The 17,416-nt window shown below is 71.9% G+C and carries 15 protein-coding genes and 1 tRNA gene; 2 read left to right on the plus strand and 14 right to left on the minus strand.

The features are described 5' to 3' along the window. Positions 1-17: 17 nt before the first annotated feature. Complete coding sequence (locus B2P18_RS11945; protein ID WP_029211704.1) at positions 18-959, minus strand: dihydrodipicolinate synthase family protein; 942 nt, start codon at positions 957-959, stop codon at positions 18-20. A gap of 283 nt (positions 960-1,242) precedes the next feature. Between B2P18_RS11945 and B2P18_RS11950 the strand changes: the two genes are divergently transcribed. Continuing rightward, positions 1,243-2,499: an Nramp family divalent metal transporter gene (locus tag B2P18_RS11950; protein ID WP_286959906.1), complete on the plus strand. Its 1,257-nt coding sequence runs from the start codon at positions 1,243-1,245 to the stop codon at positions 2,497-2,499. Positions 2,500-2,614: 115 nt separating this feature from the next. On the opposite strand, the gene B2P18_RS11955 is transcribed toward B2P18_RS11950, so the two are convergent. From B2P18_RS11955 to B2P18_RS11975, 5 genes are all read right to left on the minus strand, one after another. Continuing rightward, positions 2,615-2,687, minus strand: a tRNA-Ala gene (locus tag B2P18_RS11955). A gap of 117 nt (positions 2,688-2,804) precedes the next feature. Next, positions 2,805-3,455, minus strand: coding sequence for a histidine phosphatase family protein (locus B2P18_RS11960; protein ID WP_286959923.1), 651 nt, complete (start codon positions 3,453-3,455; stop codon positions 2,805-2,807). A gap of 5 nt (positions 3,456-3,460) precedes the next feature. Then, positions 3,461-3,901, minus strand: coding sequence for a ribosome silencing factor (gene rsfS / locus B2P18_RS11965; protein WP_019284291.1), 441 nt, complete (start codon positions 3,899-3,901; stop codon positions 3,461-3,463). Continuing rightward, complete coding sequence (nadD, locus tag B2P18_RS11970) at positions 3,898-4,602, minus strand: nicotinate-nucleotide adenylyltransferase (RefSeq protein WP_376783699.1); 705 nt, start codon at positions 4,600-4,602, stop codon at positions 3,898-3,900. Before nadD ends, rsfS begins: the two co-directional genes overlap by 4 nt. A 17-nt stretch (positions 4,603-4,619) precedes the next feature. Next, positions 4,620-4,844: a hypothetical protein gene (locus B2P18_RS11975; protein WP_239262499.1), complete on the minus strand. Its 225-nt coding sequence runs from the start codon at positions 4,842-4,844 to the stop codon at positions 4,620-4,622. 123 nt (positions 4,845-4,967) lie between these two features. Here B2P18_RS11975 and B2P18_RS11980 point away from each other — a divergent pair, with 123 nt between their 5' ends. After that, positions 4,968-6,113 (plus strand): glycosyltransferase family 2 protein, encoded by a 1,146-nt coding sequence (locus tag B2P18_RS11980; protein ID WP_286959930.1) that lies wholly within the window; start codon positions 4,968-4,970, stop codon positions 6,111-6,113. A gap of 172 nt (positions 6,114-6,285) precedes the next feature. Here B2P18_RS11980 and B2P18_RS11985 read toward each other — a convergent pair whose 3' ends face one another. The 8 genes from B2P18_RS11985 to B2P18_RS12020 form a co-directional block, all read right to left on the minus strand. Continuing rightward, positions 6,286-6,987 (minus strand): class I SAM-dependent methyltransferase, encoded by a 702-nt coding sequence (locus tag B2P18_RS11985; RefSeq protein WP_239262495.1) that lies wholly within the window; start codon positions 6,985-6,987, stop codon positions 6,286-6,288. Between the two features lie 66 nt (positions 6,988-7,053). Continuing rightward, entirely contained in the window at positions 7,054-8,352 is a 1,299-nt protein-coding gene (locus B2P18_RS11990; protein WP_286959936.1) for a glutamate-5-semialdehyde dehydrogenase, read from the minus strand. Positions 8,353-8,532: 180 nt separating this feature from the next. After that, positions 8,533-9,666, minus strand: a complete 1,134-nt coding sequence (gene proB, locus B2P18_RS11995) for a glutamate 5-kinase (RefSeq protein ID WP_029211247.1) — start codon at positions 9,664-9,666, stop codon at positions 8,533-8,535. Between the two features lie 6 nt (positions 9,667-9,672). Next, complete coding sequence (obgE, locus tag B2P18_RS12000) at positions 9,673-11,196, minus strand: GTPase ObgE (RefSeq protein WP_286959948.1); 1,524 nt, start codon at positions 11,194-11,196, stop codon at positions 9,673-9,675. Positions 11,197-11,304: 108 nt separating this feature from the next. Further along, entirely contained in the window at positions 11,305-11,559 is a 255-nt protein-coding gene (rpmA, locus tag B2P18_RS12005; protein WP_019284283.1) for a 50S ribosomal protein L27, read from the minus strand. A 47-nt stretch (positions 11,560-11,606) separates the two neighbouring features. After that, positions 11,607-11,915, minus strand: coding sequence for a 50S ribosomal protein L21 (gene rplU, locus B2P18_RS12010; protein WP_037210518.1), 309 nt, complete (start codon positions 11,913-11,915; stop codon positions 11,607-11,609). A 226-nt stretch (positions 11,916-12,141) separates the two neighbouring features. After that, on the minus strand, positions 12,142-15,429 hold the full coding sequence (locus B2P18_RS12015) for a ribonuclease E/G (RefSeq protein ID WP_414630888.1): 3,288 nt from the start codon (positions 15,427-15,429) through the stop codon (positions 12,142-12,144). Positions 15,430-16,638: 1,209 nt separating this feature from the next. Then, positions 16,639-17,406 carry a TIGR03936 family radical SAM-associated protein gene (locus B2P18_RS12020; RefSeq protein ID WP_084412603.1) on the minus strand — a complete coding sequence of 256 codons (768 nt, stop codon included), beginning with the start codon at positions 17,404-17,406 and terminating at the stop codon, positions 16,639-16,641. Positions 17,407-17,416: the final 10 nt, after the last annotated feature.

The raw sequence follows: 17,416 nt of genomic DNA on the forward strand, positions 1-17,416 counted from the left end.
GGGCAGGATGGTCCGGGTCAGACCATCGCGGGGATCTGCGCCTTGCCCAGTCCCGCCTTGTCGAGGGCGGCAGCGATCTCCTCGTGCGCCCCCTCGGCGAGGGGCAGGAGGGGCGAGCGGACCGTGGCGTGCTCGAGGACGCCGCGGTGGACCAGCGCCTCCTTGAGGCACACGGTGCCCTCCATGTGCGACCCGCGGTGGTAGACGTTCTGCGTCACGGGGAACATCTGGTCGTGAGCCGCCTTCGCGGCCGGCCAGTCCTGGGCCTTGCCGGCGGCGATGAGCTCGAGCAGCAGCTCGGGGGCGATGTTGCCGTAGCCGACCAGCAGACCGTCGACGTCCATGATGGTGTGCAGCAGGTACTCGTCGTGGCACGACAGGATCGTGAGGTCGGGGTGCGCCTCGCGCAGCGCGGGGATCTCGGTGTCCCAGCGCTTCATGTTGCGGACGCCGTTCTTGGTCCAGTAGACGCCGTCCTGACCGGCGATCTCGAGCTGCGTGTCGAGGTCGTAGGTGGCCTTGGTGGCGTCGGGGTACTGGAACAGGATGCAGTCGAGCCCGGCCTCCTGGTAGATCGCCTTGTAGCGGTCCTGCGGCGCGCCCTTCTGGAAGCCGAAGCGCAGCCAGCCGTGGGACGGGTAGATCAGGCCGGCCTTGGCCCCGGCGGCCACCGCGCGCTTGGACTCCTCGACGGCGACCTTGGTGCCCTCCGCGGTGATGCCGGCGATGACGGGCACGCGGCCGTCGGTCGATGCGACGAACTCCTCGATCACCTGCACCTGCTCGTCGGCCGTGCAGAAGGTGCCCTCGCCCGCGTGGCCGAGGACGACGAGGCCCTTGACCCCGTCGAAGGACCCGAGCCACGAGCCGAGGCGGTGGATGGCGTCCACGTCGATGTCGCCATCGCGGGTGAACGGGGTGACGGGTGCGGGGACGAGTCCTCGTAGGTCGATCGGCATGTCGTAACTCCTCTTCGAGTGGGATCAAGAAACGTTCCCGGGAACGTTCCCACCATGCGCTCCGGTGCCGGGCGGTGTCAAGGGATCGGGCGAACCCAATCGCTCCAGCCTCCTCGGAGCGCTCCAGCTACCACCCTCTTGACACGGGCGCAGTTGCAGACTCAAACTCAAACGATCCCGGGAACGATTGCATATAGACAGAGCGATGCCCCCGGCATCGTCCGGAACGGAGACCAATGGAGGTCTGCACATGTCCGCACGTCAGTCGACGCATGATGGCCCGATGGATGCCAGGGCGTCCGACGCCCCCCACCCAACCGCAGGACGCCGCTCCCGCTGGCGCCTCCTGGCCATGGCCGGACCGGCCTTCGTGGTCGGCTGCTGGGGGTTCGGCCCCGGCAACCTGACCACCTCGATCCAGGCAGGCTCCGGCTTCGGATACGCACTGACCTGGGTGGCGGTCGCCTCGACGGTGCTGATGCTGTGCCTCGCCGACATGAGCGTGCGCATCGGCATCCAGTCCCCGGTCTCCCTGCTCACGGCCGTCAAGGAGCACCTCGGTTCGTGGGTGGGCTACGTGGCGGGTGGCGCGATCTTCGTCATCACCCTCATGTTCTCCGTCGGCAATGCCGTGGGGTCCGGTCTGGCCCTCTCGATGCTGGCCGGCGGGCCCCCGCTGATGTGGACCATCATCTGCACCATCCTCGTCGCGACGCTGCTCGTGTTCCGCAACGTCTACTCCGTGATGGAGAAGATCATGGTCGTCGCGATGGCCCTCATGGCGCTGGCGTTCGTGACCAGCGTGGTCGTCGCCAGGCCCGACTGGTGGCGGGCCGCCGAGGGCGTCATACCGACGATCCCGGACGGGTCCATGACGGTCGTCATCGCCCTGATCGGCACGTGCTTGTCCGCCAACGCCGCGTTCTTCACGTCATACGGCACCCAGGAGCGCCGGCGCACCCCGGCCCAGTATCGCGATGTCACCATCGCCGACACCATCCCGGGCATCGCGGCCCCCGGCATCATGACCGCGTTCGTCATCCTGGTGGCCGCCAAGGTGTTCGACGGCCCCCTCGGCGCCGGCGGGATGGTCTCGACCATCGGTGGCCTGGCCAAGGTCTTCGAACCGGTCGCGGGTCCGGTCGGCACCTGGATCTTCTCGCTCGGCTACTTCGCAGCAGCCCTCTCAGCGATGATCGCCAACGCGACCGCCGGCGGCACCATGCTCTCCGACGCGCTCGGGCGTGGAGCGTCGCCGAGCACGAAGACCGCTCGCATCTTCTCCGGGATCATCCTCACCTGGGGCGTCGTCATCACCGCCGTCTTCGGCGGCAAGTCGCCGGTCCAGCTCATCGTGCTCGCCCAGTCCCTCACGGTCCTGACGGCACCGGTTCTGGCGTTCCTGCTCGTCTACCTGTCGTCGCGAGGCACCTTCATGGGCGACCTCCGCAACCGCTGGTGGCAGCTGGCGCTCGGCGCGTGCGCCTTCGCCGTGGTCACGTGGTTCTGGATCCAGCTGATCATCGGCTTCTTCGCCTGACGCCGACGTGTGTCGTGCCCTGCCCGTTCCGCCGGATACCTGCAGACAGCGCCGCGCCCAGACATGACGAATGCCCCGCCTCGAGGAGGCGGGGCATCTGTCGTGCGGACGTCGGTGGAGCTGAGGGGACTCGAACCCCTGACCCCCTCCATGCCATGGAGGTGCGCTACCAGCTGCGCTACAGCCCCTCACGGGACGGATCCCGTGGGTTGTCGTGACGGACCGTGGCCCGCTGCGACTGGATTACTTTAGCCAGAGTTCATCGCTGCGACCAAATCGGCGTGTGCCGTGCCGGTCGCCCGGCCTCAGCGCTCCGTCGGCCAGGAGGCGCCCTCGTCGGCGTCGGGGGCGCCGAGGTTCCAGGTCTCGATGCGCCAGGCGCCCGAGGGCATCTGCGCGAGCTCGGCCCAGTGGCAGTTGCGCAGTCCGCCCAGGACGAGCCAGGCCTGCTTCTGCGGAAGGCCGACGAGCTCGGCGGCGAGGGCTCGTGCGGCGACCCCGTGCGAGACGACCACGGCGAGGCCGTCCTGCGGCATACGACCCACCAGGTCGAGCGCACCGGCCAGGGCGCGCGTCGCCACGTCGGCCACCGACTCCCCGTGCCCGCCGCGCTTGAAGTCCTCGCCGGTCAGCATGCGCTCGGCGTCGGCGGGATACTCCGCGCGCACCTCGGCGCCCGAGCGGCCCTGCCACTCCCCCGCATGGATCTCGCGGAAGCGCTCGTCGCGCTGCACCTCGACGCCCAGCAGGCCCCCGAGCGCGTCGGCGGTCGCCGCGGCACGCAGCAGGTCGGAGCTGACGATCACGTCAGGACGACGAGCCGCGAGGTGCGGGGCGGCCGCAGTCGCCTGCGCCAGCCCGGTCTCGGACAGCGCGATGTCGAGCTGCCCCTGCCAGATGCCGGCGGCGTTGTGCGCGGTCTCGCCGTGCCGCCACAGGATCAGTCGCTTGCGCATGGGGGTCAGTCGCGCAGACCCGGCCACCCGGTCGTGCGGGCGGGCGCGTCGGCATACGGGTCGTCCTCGTCCTGGCGACCGGTGGGGTCCGGCAGGTCCAGGTCCACCGTCGGGCAGTCCTTCCACAGCCGCTCGAGGCCGTAGAACTCGCGCTCGTCGCTGTGCTGGACGTGCACGACGATGTCGACGAAGTCGATGAGGACCCAGCGACCGTCCTTCTCGCCCTCGCGACGCACGGGCTTGGCGCCGAGGTCGCGCAGGCGGTCCTCCACCTCGTCCACGATGGCCCGGACCTGGCGGTCGTTGGGCGCGGACGCGAGGACGAAGATGTCGGTCAGGGCGAGCTGGTCGCTGACGTCGAGCGCGGTGATGTCGCGGGCTCGCTTGTCGTCCGCCGCGAGGGCGGCGGCCTTGGCGAGCTCGATGGCACGCGGGGTGGCGGTCACGCAGGATCCTTTGGGGTGGTGGTCGATGACGGCGCGGGCGCCGGCGAGGTGGGGTTGTCCTGTGCTGGGTCGGTGGCGACGAGGCCACCGTTGACGGTGACGCCCGACAGCGCCGGGTCGGTCGAGACGACGGGCGCGGACGCGGCATACAGCCGATATTTGTTGATGTGCTGCACGACGCCGTCGGGCACGAGGTACCAGACCGGCTTGCCCTCGGCGACGCGCTCACGGCAGTCGGTGGAGCTGATCGCCATGGCCGGCACCTCGGTGAGGGTCACGCCGTCCGCCGGCAGCCCGGACTCCGACAGGTGGTAGCCGGGCCGGGTGACGCCGATGAAGTGCGCCAGGTCCCACAGCTCGTCGACGTCCTTCCACGACAGGATCCGCGACAAGGCATCCGCGCCGGTGATGAAGAACAGTTCCGCGTCGGGGTTGAGCCGCCGCAGGTCGCGCAGCGTGTCGATCGTGTAGGTCGGCCCGTCGCGGTCGATGTCGACCCGGGACACCGAGAACCTCGGGTTGGAGGCCGTCGCGATCACCGTCATCAGGTAGCGGTGCTCCCCCGGCGACACGCTCGCCGCGGCCTTCTGCCAGGGCTGCCCGGTCGGCACGAAGACGACCTCGTCGAGGTCGAACAGTGCTTGGACCTCGCTGGCGGCGACCAGGTGACCGTGGTGGATGGGGTCGAAGGTCCCACCCATCACGCCGATCCGCTGTCTCAGTGCCCGCTCCCGGGCGCGCTGTGCGAGCCGTGCGACGCGTCGTTGGCGCCCTGGGCGGGGGCCAGCTTGGCGGCGGTGTTGCGGAACGCGAACGTGATCGCCAGCAGCGTCATGAACGCGGCGAGCGCGATGACCCCGAACCAGAAGTCGGCGAACGGCAGCGTCATCGCGTGCTCGGAGTGGTGCTCGCCCTCGGCGAGGATCAAGGCGGCAGAAGTCATGCGGTCATGCTACCTGCTCGGTGCGGGGCCGCCCCCGATGCCGCTGTCGGGGGTGTAACGGCACAGCCGACGCACAGCACCCCCTGCGGCCATTGCTAACGTCGCGGACCTAGGCTGGCACGCATGGTCCCTGAGCTGTCCGTCGTCATCCCCATGTACAACGAGGAGCAGGTGCTCCCGCTGCTGGTGCAGCGGCTGCGCCCGGTGCTCGACGGTCTCGGGACGAGCTACGAGGTCGTCGCGGTCGACGACGGCTCCAAGGACCAGACCGCCGTGCTGCTGCAGCGCTACCGCCGCGAGTGGGAGCAGCTGCGCGTGGTGCGGCTGCGCGCGAACTCCGGCCACCAGGCAGCGATCTCGGCCGGCCTGGTGTCCGCGCACGGCGACTTCGTCGTCACCTTGGACGCCGACCTGCAGGACCCGCCCGAGACGATCGCCGACATGCTGCGCGCGGCCCACGAGGAGGGCGTCGACGTGGTCTACGGCGTCCGCTCGGACCGTTCCACCGATTCCTTCTTCAAGCGCGAGACCGCCAAGGCCTTCTACTCCGTCCACTCCCGCCTGACCGGGATGGAGACCGCGGGCAACGCGGGCGACTTCCGCCTCATGTCGCGGGCCACCGTCGACGCGGTCAACGCCCTGCCCGAGCACGGACGGGTGCTGCGCTTCGTCGTCCCCGCGCTGAACTTCCCGTCAGCGAGCGTGTCCTACAAGCGCGAGGAGCGGGCGGCCGGCGAGTCGAAGTACCCCTTCATGAAGATGGTGATGCTGTCGGTCGACTCGATCATCGGCTTCAGCCTCAAGCCGCTGCGGCTGGCCACGTGGTTAGGCTTCGGGGGCTTCATCGCCTCGCTGCTCCTGATCGCGTATGCCGTGATCGGCCGCTTCACGGGCCATGCCATCGCCGGCTGGGCCTCGACCGTGGGCATGATCGCGCTCGTGGGCGGCCTGCAGCTGCTCTGCCTCGGCATCCTCGGCGAGTACCTCGGCCGCATGTACCAGCAGCTCCAGGAGCGACCCAGCTACTTCATCGCCTACGACTCCGCGCGGGACCGTGACGACCACCGGTTCGCCATACCGCGCAGTGCTCGTATGGCGACCGGCCAGCCCGCCGGCGCCACGGCGGCACGGCCCGCGGTCACCCTGCAGGCAGGGTCCGTGGAGGCCGGGGCGGGCCCGCGAGTTGCCGACCCGACGCCGCGGGGGACAGACACGAGCGAAGGCACCCTGGACGCCCACGGCCTGGCGGGCGAACCCATCGACCGCTGACCTACCGGGGGTAGGGGCATCGACCGGGCTTCGTCCCCCAGGCTGATGATCCCGCCGGGGGTAGGGGCAATCAGCCGGGCTTCGTCCTCCCAGGCTGATGATCCCGCCGGGGGTAGGGGCAATCAGCCGGGCTTCGTCCCCCAGGCTGATGATCCCGCCGGGGGTAGGGGCATCAGCGCCGGCGCGCGACGACGAACTCGCTGACGCCCGGCAGATCCTTGACCGGCAGGTAGCGCTCCACCGTGATGACCGCCCGCAGCGCCGCGTTGACCGCCCAGTGCGTGTCCTGCAGGTCGCTGCCCTGGCTCGTGCGGCGGCGCATCGACACGACCGGCCGCAGCAGGACGTTCCAGGCGAAGCGTCGCTCGATCTCGAAACCGTTGCGCTGCAGCAGGTCCAGGATCTCGGCACGGTGATAGCGCCGCACGTGACCCACCGCGACGTCGTGGTCGGACCAGAGCTTGGGGTCGACGGGCACGGCCACGAGGAACGGGGCGCCCGGCTTGAGCACCCGGTGCACCTCTTGCACGCAGGCGTCGTGCTCCACCAGGTGCTCGAGCAGGTCGAAGGCCATGACCAGGTCCAGCGAGCCGGTCTGCACCGGCAGGTTCGTCGCGTCAGCCCGCATCACCGGCACCGAGCGCTCGTCAGCAGCCAGCGCGCCGTCCTGGGTGTACTCCAGCGCCACGGCCTGCCACCCGTGCTCGATCAGCACGCGGGTGTTGCCTCCCCCGGCGGCCCCGATGTCCAGGGCCCGGCCGGGCGTCATACCGGAGATCAGGCGAGCGAGGATGTGCCTCCGCTCGCGGTACCACCAGTGCGCGTCCTCCAGCCTGGCCAGCTTGCGGACCTCGTGACCCTCCACGTACGGCACGTCCTCTCATCGTCGAATGGCACCAACCTAGAGGAACGTTGGCGCCCAGGCGTGCAGATCGCGCCGTCAGACGCGGACCTGTCCGTCGCCCTCCACGACCCACTTGGTGCTCGTCAGCTCCTCGAGGGCCATCGGGCCGCGGGCGTGGAGCTTCTGGGTGGAGATGCCGATCTCGGCGCCGAAGCCCAGCTCAGCGCCGTCGGTGAACCTCGTGCTGGCGTTGACCATGACCGCGGCCGAGTCCACCTCGTCGACGAATCTCCGTGCCGCAGAGCGGTCGTCGGTGACGATCGCATCCGTGTGACCGCTCGACCAGCGGCGCACGTGCTCGATCGCCTCCTCGAGGGAGGGCACGACGCGGACCGCCATGTCCAACGAGAGGTACTCCACCGCCCAGTCCTCGTCGGTCGCCTCCACCCAGCGCGCCCCCGCCTGCTCGGTCACGTCCTTGAGAGCCGGGTCGGCGTGGATGACGACGCCCTCCTGTCCAAGGGATCGCAGGATCCGGGGCAGGGCCTGGTCGGCGACGGCCTCGTGCACCAGCAGCGACTCGGCTGAGTTGCAGACGCTGGTGCGGTGGGTCTTGGAGTTGAGGGTGATGCGTTCCGCCATCGCTAGGTCGGCGCCGGCGTCGACATACACGTGGCAGTTGCCCACCCCCGTCTCGATCGTGGGGACGGTCGACTCGGTCACGACGGTCTGGATCAGACCCGCTCCCCCGCGCGGGATGAGGAGGTCGACCTCCCCGCGGGCGGTTATCAGGGCGCGCACGGCGTCGTGGCCGGGCGCGTCGAGCAGCTGGACGGCGTCGGGGTTGAGCCCGAGGGTGCGCAGGGTCTCGCGGAGGATCTCGACGAGGACGCGGTTGGTGTGCTCCGCCGCGCTGCCGCCGCGCAGGATGGCCGCGTTGCCGGACTTGAGCGCCAGGCCGGCGGCGTCGACGGTGACGTTGGGGCGCGCCTCGTAGATCATGCCCACGACACCCATCGGCACGCGAACCTGCCTGACCTGCAACCCGGTCGGCGTGGTGCTGCCGCGGACGACGTCGCCGACGGGGTCGGGCAGGCCGGCGACGTCGCGCAGGCCCTGGGCGGCCGCGGCGACCCGGGCTTCGGTGAGGGTGAGGCGGTCCAGCAGGTTGGCCCGGGTGCCCGCCGCGGACTCGCGCTCGACGTCGATGGTGTTGGCCTCGACGATGCGGTCGGTGGCGGCGACGAGCGCGTCGGCCATGGTGCGCAGCGCCTCGTCCTTGCGGCCGCGCGGCAGCAGCGCCAGCTCGCGGGCGGCGGCGCGGGCACGTGCGGCGAGCCCCGAGACGAGCTCGCGGGCACCGGGATCGATGGACGTGGCGGGCTGGGCTGTCATGGCTCCATCAAACCGCACCGGCTCGTATGACGCCGCCGCCGTCTCGTCCAACCCGGGTCGATGCGCCTACCTGAGGTAGGTGCATCAGCCGGGGGAACGAAGGCCGGTCGATGCCTTTACCGGCGGCAGAGGCATCAGCCTGGGGAACGAAGGCCGGTCGATGCCTTTACCGGCGGCGGGTCAGAGGAGGGCGAGGTCGTCGCGGTGGATGACCTCGCGACGGTACTGCTCCCCCAGCTCGTCGCCGAGGTCGTGGGTGCTGCGGCCGAGCATCGCGGGCAGCTCGGACGACGCGTAGTTGACCAGCCCGCGCCCCACCACGCGCCCGTCCGGCGCGACCAGGTCGACCGCGTCGCCCTCGTCGAAGCTGCCGCTCACGCCCACGATCCCGGCCGGAAGCAACGAGCGGCGGTGGCTCACCACGGCGTCCACGGCCCCCGCGTCCAGCTCGAGCCGGCCCCGCGCCGTCGACGCGTGCCGGAGCCACAGCAGGCGGCCCCGCGGACGCACCTCCGGCGCCTCGAAGACCGTCCCCACGTCCTCGCCGCCCAGCGCCTCCGCCGCCAGGGCGGCCGACGTCACCAGCGCGGGGATGCCCGCACCCGTCGCGATGCGGGCGGCCTCGATCTTGGTCGTCATGCCGCCGGTGCCGACCTTGCTGCCGGAGCCACGGATGACGACGTCCGCCAAGTCTGCCTCGCCGCGCACCACCGGGATCCGGCGGGCGCCGGGGCGCGACGGCGGTCCGTCATACAGCGCGTCGACGTCGGAGAGCAGCACCAGGGCGTCGGCCTTGACCAGGTGCGCGACGAGGGCCGCGAGCCGGTCGTTGTCGCCGAAGCGGATCTCCTGCGTGGCGACGGAGTCGTTCTCGTTGACGACGGGCACGACGCCGAGGTGCAGCAGCCGCACCAGGGTGCGTCGCGCGTTGACGTAGTGCGAGCGCCGCGTCACGTCCATCTCGGTCAGCAGCACCTGCCCGACGCGGGCCCCGTGCCGCCCGAAACTCGTGGTGTAGGCCGCCATCAGGGCGCCCTGCCCCACCGCCGCGGCGGCCTGCTGGGTGGCCAGGTCGCGGGGGCGCTTGGGCAGCGCGAGCGGGTTGAGCCCGGCGGCGATGGCCCCCGACGAGACGAGCACGACCTGCGCGCCGTCGCGCCAGCGTCGGGCCAGCGCGTCCACCAGCCGGCCGATGGCCAGGTCGTCCAGGTCTCCGTCCCCGCCGGTCAGCGAGGACGACCCCACCTTGACGACGATCCGCTCGGCGTCGGCGATCCGCTCGCGGGTGCCGCCGCTCCCAGCGCTCTCGGCCACGTCAGGTCAGTCCTCGTCGCGCAGCGTCGCCCAGTGGCCCGAGCGTCGCTCGGCGTCCAGCTCGGCGGCGGTCTTGCGGCGGGCGGCCTTGAGGTCGGCGAGCTCGTCGCGCTTCTCGGCGCGGGTGGCCCGGCGGGCCCCCTCGGCCTGCTCGAGCCGCAGGTCGGTGCCGCGGCGGCCGAGCAGCTCGGCGCCGGCGGCCAGCGTCGGCTCCCAGTCGAAGACGACCGCGTCGTCCTCGGCGCCGATCACGACCGTGTCGCCGGCGACCGCGCCGACCTTGAACAGCTGCTCCTCGACACCCAGCCGGCCCAGCCGGTCGGCGAGGTAGCCGACGGCCTCGTCGTTGCTGAAGTCGGTCTGACGGACCCAGCGCGCGGGCCGGTCGCCGACGACGCGATAGATGACCCCGTCGGAGGTGTTCTCCTTGCGGACGACGAAGCCGGTGTCGTCGACGGCCTTGGGGCGTATGACGACGCGCCGGGTCTCGACCTGCTCCACCTCGGCGCGGGCCGCCTCGACGTGGCGCGCCAGGGCGTAGGTCAGCTCCTTGAGACCGGTGCGGGCCACCGCGGAGACGACATGCACCTCGAGGCCGCGAGCCTCCAGGTCGGGCTTGACGAACTCGGCGAGCTCCTCGGCCTCGGGGACGTCGGCCTTGTTGAGCACGACGATGCGGGTGCGCTCGGTCAGGGGCTTGCCACCGAGCGTCTCGTCGGGGACGTAGAGGCTGAGCTCGCGCTCGATCGCCTCGAGGTCGGACATCGGGTCGCGGTCGGGCTCGAGGGTGGCGCAGTCCACGACGTGCACCAGCACCGAGCAGCGCTCGACGTGGCGCAGGAACTCCAGGCCGAGGCCCTTGCCCTCGTGCGCCCCGGGGATCAGCCCGGGCACGTCGGCGACCGTGTAGCGCGCGGAGCCCGCCGTCACGACGCCGAGGTTGGGCACCAGCGTCGTGAACGGGTAGTCCGCGATCTTGGGGCGGGCGCTGGACAGGACGGAGACCAGCGAGGACTTGCCCGCGGACGGGAAGCCGATCAGCGCGACGTCGGCGAGCGTCTTGAGCTCCAGCACGACGTCGTGCTCGTCGCCGGGCTCACCCAGCAGGGCGAAGCCGGGAGCCTTGCGCCGGGTGGACGCCAGCGCCTTGTTGCCCAGACCGCCGCGTCCGCCCTGGGCGACGACATACTCCCCGCCCATCTCGACGAGGTCGGCGAGCAGCCGGCCCTGCTTGTCCTTGACGACGGTGCCCTGCGGCACGCCCAGCACCAGGTCGTCGCCGTCGGCACCGTTGCGCTCGGCACCCTCGCCCGGCTTGCCGTTGCCGGCCTTGCGGTGCGGGGTGTGGTGGTAGTCCAGGAGCGTGGTCTTCTGCGGGTCGACCCGCAGCACGACCGATCCGCCGCGACCGCCGTTGCCGCCGTCGGGGCCACCGAGCGGCTTGAACTTCTCGCGGTGGACGGAGGCCACGCCGTGACCACCGTTGCCCGCCTGCACGTGCAGCGTCACCCGGTCGACGAAGCTCGCCATGTCCCTGGTCCTTCTCTCGTCAGCAGTGAAACCACGCGAGGGTGCAGGCTCGTGGCCTGCACCCTCGCGCAAACATGTCTGTGTGCTGAGCAGACGCTCAGCGGTGCGTCACTCGCCGGCGACGATGTTGACGACCTTGCGGCCGCGCTTGGTGCCGAACTCGACGGCACCGGCAGCGAGGGCGAACAGCGTGTCGTCCTTGCCGCGGCCGACGTTGGCGCCGGGGTGGAAGTGCGTGCCGCGCTGGCGGACGATGATCTCGCCGGCATTGACCTCCTGGCCGCCGAAGCGCTTGACGCCGAGGCGCTGAGCGTTCGAGTCGCGACCGTTCTTGGAGCTGGATGCACCCTTCTTGTGTGCCATGACTAAGCCTGCCTTCGTCGAATCGTGAGCTGGGGGTGCGAGGAGGCTCAGGCCTCGATCGCGGTGACCTTGATCTGGGTGGTCGGCTGACGGTGACCCTGGCGCTTGCGGTAGCCCGTCTTGTTCTTGTACTTCATGATCGTGATCTTGGGGCCCTTGGTCGCCTTGACGACCTCGGCCGTGACCTTGACCTGGGCAAGCTTGGCTGCGTCACTGGTGACGGTGGAGCCGTCAACGAGGAGCAGGGGCTGGAGCTGGATGGACTCGCCGGGCTTGTCGTTCACCTTGTCGATGATGAGGACGTCGCCCACGGAGACCTTCTCCTGGCGCCCGCCTGCGCGAACAATCGCGTACACGTTGCAGACTCGCTCTCTTGATGAGGATGTGAAACCGGTCGTCGCTTCGTGACCGGCCTCCGATCGCGCCTGGCACTTCGCCTGGGCAACGCGGGGGACGGTGGACGCACCGACGTATCAGGCTACCGGGGCGGGGGCGCTGCGGCCAAATCCTGGCCTCGCTCCCCCGCCCCGGCGGTTCGTGCTGCTGGTCCCGCTGCCGGCCCCGTCCGAGGGCCGTGGCGGGTCAGGCCTGCGGAGTCCCCTCGGAGGCCTCGGTGCTCGGGGCCCCAGTGCTCTCTGGGTCGCCGGTGTCCTCCCCGCGGCCGACCGGCTCGTATGCCGAACCGCCCGTCTCGAGGGGCTTCGGCGGACCCGCGGGGGCGACCACGCGACCGCGGCGTCGCCGGGGGCGCTTCTCGGGCTCGGGCGTGACCTCTGCCTCGGCGGGCGACTCGTGGGCCGCCTCGGGCAGGGACGTCACCGCCGCGATCGCCTCGACCGGGGCGTCGACGTCGCCGACGACGCTGTCCGAGCCCCACCCGGCGCCGGAGGTGCCGGCTCCGGACCTGCCGGGGTCGGAGCCACCGGTGTCGGAGGTGTCCTCGGGACCCCAGCCGAGGCCGGGGTGGTCGGTGCTCGCCGCGACGTCGTCGGCGGCGTTGGCGGCCGACTCTGCGTCGGGTCCGGGAGCGGCCTGGTCGCCGGCGTCGGGCTCCGCTGCCGGGTTGGCGGCGGAGCCGGCCTCGGCGCGGGTCGATGCCGGCACGGGTGCCGGAGCGGGCGCGCCGGCAGCGGCCTTGGAGGCGCGGCCCTTGCGGGCGGAGCGGCGGCCACGGGCGGGGCGCTCCTCCTCAGGGGCGCCGGTGGCGTCACTGGCGCTGGTTGCGTCGCTGGCGTCGACCGGAGCGGCAGCCGCGTCCGGCTCGTCGCCCAGGACCGAGGCCATGGCGTCGTCGATCGCCCGCGCGACCTCGTCGGGCGAGGCCGGCTGCTCGTCGTCGACGACGGCCTTGGAGGCCGCCATCGCCGCTGCGTGCGCAGCGGCCGCGATCTGGGCCGGGGTCGGGCCGGAGTCCTCGGCCTTGGCCGCGTCGTCCCGTCCCCGTCCGTTGCCGTTGGACCCGTTGGACCCGCCGTTGCCGGACCCGCCGTTGCCGGACCCGCCGTTGCCAGAACCGTTGGACCCGTTGCCGCCGGACCCGTTCGAGCCACCGTTGCCGGAGCCGCCGTTGCCGGACCCGTTGCCGCCCTTGCCCTTGCGACCACGGCGTCCACCCTGGTCGTGGGAGTGGTCGACACCGGACTCGGTGCCGGGCGCGACCGGCGTGGACGAGATGAGGATCCCGCGGCCGTTGCAGTGCTCGCAGGTGGTGGAGAAGGACTCGATGAGCCCGGTCCCGACCCGCTTGCGGGTCATCTGGACCAGCCCGAGCGAGGTGACCTCGGCGACCTGGTGCTTGGTGCGGTCGCGACCCAGGCACTCGACCAGTCGACGCACGACCAGGTCGCGGTTGGACTCCAGCACCATGTCGATGAAGTCGACGACGATGATGCCGCCGATGTCGCGCAGCCGCAGCTGGCGCACGATCTCCTCGGCCGCCTCGATGTTGTTCTTGGTGACGGTCTCCTCGAGGTTGCCGCCCTGACCGACGAACTTGCCGGTGTTGACGTCGACCACGGTCATCGCCTCGGTGCGGTCGATGACCAGGGACCCGCCGGACGGCAGCCAGACCTTGCGGTCCATCGCCTTGGCGAGCTGCTCGTCGACGCGGTGCTCGACGAAGACGTCCTTGTCACCGGTCCAGCGCGTGAGGCGCGGGGCGAGGTCGGGGGCCACGGACTCGACATACGAGCTCACGGTCTCCCAGACCTCGGGGCCGGACACGACCAGCGAGCTGAAGTCCTCGTTGAAGACGTCGCGGATCACCCGGACGGTGAGGTCCGGCTCGCCGTGGAGCAGCGCGGGGGCGTTGGTGCCGCGGGCGCCGGCCTTGGTCTGGATGTCGTCCCACATCGCGGTCAGGCGGGCAACGTCGGCGCGCAGCTCCTGCTCGCTGGCCCCCTCGGCGGCGGTGCGGACGATCACGCCGGCGTCGGCTGGCATGACGTCCTTGAGGATCCGCTTGAGGCGGGCCCGCTCGGTGTCGGGCAGCTTGCGGCTGATGCCGGTCATCGAGCTGCCGGGCACGAAGACCAGGTAGCGGCCGGGCAGCGAGATCTGCGAGGTCAGGCGGGCGCCCTTGTGACCCATCGGGTCCTTGGTCGCCTGGACCAGGACGGTCTGGCCGGACTTGAGGGCGTTCTCGATGCGGCGCGGCTGGCCGTTCTCCAGACCGGCGGCGTCCCAGTTGACCTCGCCGGCGTAGAGGACGGCGTTGCGGCCCTTGCCGATGTCGACGAAGGCGGCCTCCATCGACGGCAGGACGTTCTGCACGCGCCCGAGATAGATGTTGCCCGCGATGCTGGTCGAGCTGGCCGACTGCTCCCGCGAGACGTAGTGCTCCACGAGGACGCCGTCCTCGAGCACCGCGATCTGGGTGCGGTCGCCGCTGTCACGGACGACCATCGTGCGCTCGACGCTCTCGCGGCGGGCGAGGAACTCGGCCTCGGTGATGATCGTGCGGCGACGCCCGGCCTCACGGCCCTCGCGACGGCGCTGCTTCTTGGCCTCCAGGCGGGTCGACCCCTTGATGCCCGTGGCGGACTCGGAGCGGCGCGACTCGCGGACCTTGGTCACGGTGCCGGGCGGGTCGTCGTCGCCACCGCCGGAGCCGGAGCGACGACGGCGGCGACGCCGACGCGAGGAGCTCGACGAGTCGTCGTCGTCCTCGCCCTGGTCGTCCCGGCCGTTGCGGGAGCTGCGGCCGTCGCGGCCTTCATCGGAGTCGTCCGACTCGTCGTCACCCTTGTCGTCGCTGCGGTCGTCGCCGTCGGAGTCCGCGCGTCCGCCGGAGCGACCACGGCCGCGGCGGCGGCGCGAGCGGCGGGAGCCCCCGGACTGCTCGCCGTCGTCGTCAGTGTCGTCAGTGTCGTCTGCGTCGGTCGTGTCGGTCGTGTCGGTCGTGTTGGTCGTGTCGTCGTCGACCTGGCGGTCGTCACGGTCGCCGGGGCGACCTCGGCCGCCGCGGTCAGCGCTGTCGTCGTCGCCGTCGGCCTGCTCGTCAGAGGCGCCCCGGTCGTCGCCGCGGTCGTCGGAGCCCGAGCGACCGCGACGGCCCTTGCCGCCGCGACGGCGACGGCGCGGACCCTGGTCGTCGTCCTGCTCGTCCCGCTCGGCACGGTCGTCGTCGCCCTGAACACCACGCCCGCCCTGCACATCGGCGTCGTCCTGCAGGTCGCGGCCACGGGAGTCCCGGCCACGCAGGTCCCGCTCGTCCCGCGAGCGCGAGACGCGGCCACGAGGCCGGCCGTAGCCCGAGTCGTCGAGGTCGTCGGTGTCGTCCTGCGCACCCTGTGCGTCGTCGGACTCGTCGCGCTGGATGGTGGAGGGGTCGACGCTCGGCGAGGTGGCGCGCCGCGAGCGGCGGGCCACCGTGGGGTCCGGCGCCTGGAACAGCAGGCCGAACGGCGACACGGTCGGCTCGGCGGAGTCGTCGGCGGAGCGGACTGGCAGCTCGTTGATGAGGTCGTTGAGGTGGTCCTGGTCGAGCACGGCCAGGGCGATGTCGACGACCTCCTCGTCGCTGTCGTCGGCGTCCACGTCAGCCGCTGCGGCGGCGACCTCGGGGGCCTGCTCGACGGCGTCCGCCTGGGCGGCGGCGCGCTCGGCGGCGTGGTCCGGGACCCCGGAGGTGAGGCCGGGCGCGTCATACGCGTCGTCGTCGGCGTCGGTGCCGGTGCCGGCGACGGACTCGGTGACGGAGGGGGCCGAGGCCTTCTTGGTGGCCCGGCGGGTGCGCTTGGCGGCCTTCTTGGCCGGCGCGGCAGCGGTGACGGCGTCGACGGCGGCGCGGGCGTCGCCCTCCTCGGCATCGGTGCCGGGGGTGCCGAGCAGGTCGTCGGCGTCGCTGATGCTGGGGCGGTGCGCCTGGCCGGCGACGTCGGCGGGCGCCTCGGCGCTGGCCTCGCTGGAGTCGTTGTCGCCGGAGTCGCTGTCGCTGGGGGCGGCGGCCGCGGCGGGCGCCTTCTTGGCGGCCTTGCGGGGCGCGCGCTTGGTGGCGGCGGCCTTGCGGGCGCGGGTGGCCTTCTTGGCGGGCGCCGCAGCCTCGGTGGTCTCAACAGACGCCGCGGTCTCGGTGGTCTCCGCAGACGCCGTGGTGTCGGCAGGCTCGGCGGCCTGCTCGGACGGCGAGGTCTCTGCGCCCTCGGTGGCCCCAGCGGCCTCGGCGGCGTTGTCGGCGGGGAAGGTGTCGTTGTCGGGTGCCATCGGAGGCGTTCCCTTCTCGACCACGAGGCCACGCCCACTGCCGGCGCGATGCGCCTCGTCGCCGCGTGGTGCGCGGTCGTCGTCGTCACCGGAGCAGGTTGCCCCGACGACGGAAGTCGTCTGCTGCACCGCGCGGCTCGCGCCAGGCGCGTCACTCACGTGGTGCCGCCGCCATCACGTCGACGGAGCCGGTCGGCTCGGTCGTCGGGCGAGACGGGCGACCAGATCGGTCGCGACGCCGCACGTCGCCGTGATGTCGTCGGGTCAGCGGCACGAAGTGGGTCGCACCGTGACCTCTAGCAGTATCGCACAGCGCGCCCGCCCCACCTCTCAGGTGGCCCGGGGACCGCCCACCGGGCGTGGCGGGGTCGGCCCTCAGCGCAGCGGGTCGCCGACCGTGGCGTCCGCCTCTGACCAGGGGCCTTGCACCAGGCGGGTCATCAGCGGGGTGGCCTGCGGCAGGCCCTCCCCCGTCGCGGCGAGCGCCGTGATGACGTCGTCGGGTCGCACCGTCGGGGTCGTATGACGCAGCAGCACCCGCAGCAGCTGGGCATCCGTGCTGACGGTGACCCCGCTGGCTGCGGCCCGCCCCGCAGCACCCTGCAGGTCGAGGGCGAGCACCGCCGAGCGGACGTCGAAGGTGCGGTTCCCGCTCTTCGTCATACGGCTGATCTCGACCGTCTCGGCCGCCAGGAAGGCCGACACGGTCCGCTCGACCTGAGCGCGCTGGTCGGCGTCGAGCCCACGGAGCTCGACGATCCACTCCGAGGCCTGCAGCCGGTCGGCGAGCGACCCGGGCAGCGCGTCGGCGGCCTCGAGGACGTCGATGCCGTCCGGGAGGGCCTCGTCGAGGGCGGCGGCGACCCGGGAGGGCTCGACCGGCTCGGTCACGGAGATCTCGAAGTACTCCGCCTCGCTGGCGGTGCCCGTCGGCGCGGCGTTGGCATAGCTGATCTTGGGGTGCGGGTGGAAGCCTGCGGAGTAGGCCATCGGGACGCCGGCCCGCCGCAGCGCCCGCTCGAGCGCCCGCTGGAAGTCGCGGGTCGAGGAGAAGCGCAGCCGCCCGCGCTTGGCGTAGCGCAGCCGGATCTTCTGCACCGCGGGAGGCGGAGGGGGACCTTCGGGGGTGCGCTGACGAGCCATGAGGCCCAAG

Origin of the sequence: Arsenicicoccus sp. UBA2120, assembly GCF_002330965.1 — a bacterium.
In the GTDB taxonomy this organism is placed as follows: domain Bacteria; phylum Actinomycetota; class Actinomycetes; order Actinomycetales; family Dermatophilaceae; genus Arsenicicoccus; species Arsenicicoccus bolidensis.

Bases quoted from the DNA above. Each gene is read 5' to 3' on its own strand.
- B2P18_RS11945 (WP_029211704.1), bottom strand. From the start codon at position 959: ATGCCGATCGACCTACGAGGACTCGTCCCCGCACCCGTCACCCCGTTC.
- B2P18_RS11950 (WP_286959906.1), top strand. From the start codon at position 1,243: ATGGATGCCAGGGCGTCCGACGCCCCCCACCCAACCGCAGGACGCCGC.
- B2P18_RS11960 (WP_286959923.1), bottom strand. From the start codon at position 3,455: ATGCGCAAGCGACTGATCCTGTGGCGGCACGGCGAGACCGCGCACAAC.
- nadD (WP_376783699.1), bottom strand. From the start codon at position 4,602: ATGGGTGGGACCTTCGACCCCATCCACCACGGTCACCTGGTCGCCGCC.
- B2P18_RS11975 (WP_239262499.1), bottom strand. From the start codon at position 4,844: ATGACTTCTGCCGCCTTGATCCTCGCCGAGGGCGAGCACCACTCCGAG.
- B2P18_RS11980 (WP_286959930.1), top strand. From the start codon at position 4,968: ATGGTCCCTGAGCTGTCCGTCGTCATCCCCATGTACAACGAGGAGCAG.
- B2P18_RS11990 (WP_286959936.1), bottom strand. From the start codon at position 8,352: ATGACAGCCCAGCCCGCCACGTCCATCGATCCCGGTGCCCGCGAGCTC.
- obgE (WP_286959948.1), bottom strand. From the start codon at position 11,196: ATGGCGAGCTTCGTCGACCGGGTGACGCTGCACGTGCAGGCGGGCAAC.
- rpmA (WP_019284283.1), bottom strand. From the start codon at position 11,559: ATGGCACACAAGAAGGGTGCATCCAGCTCCAAGAACGGTCGCGACTCG.
- B2P18_RS12020 (WP_084412603.1), bottom strand. From the start codon at position 17,406: ATGGCTCGTCAGCGCACCCCCGAAGGTCCCCCTCCGCCTCCCGCGGTG.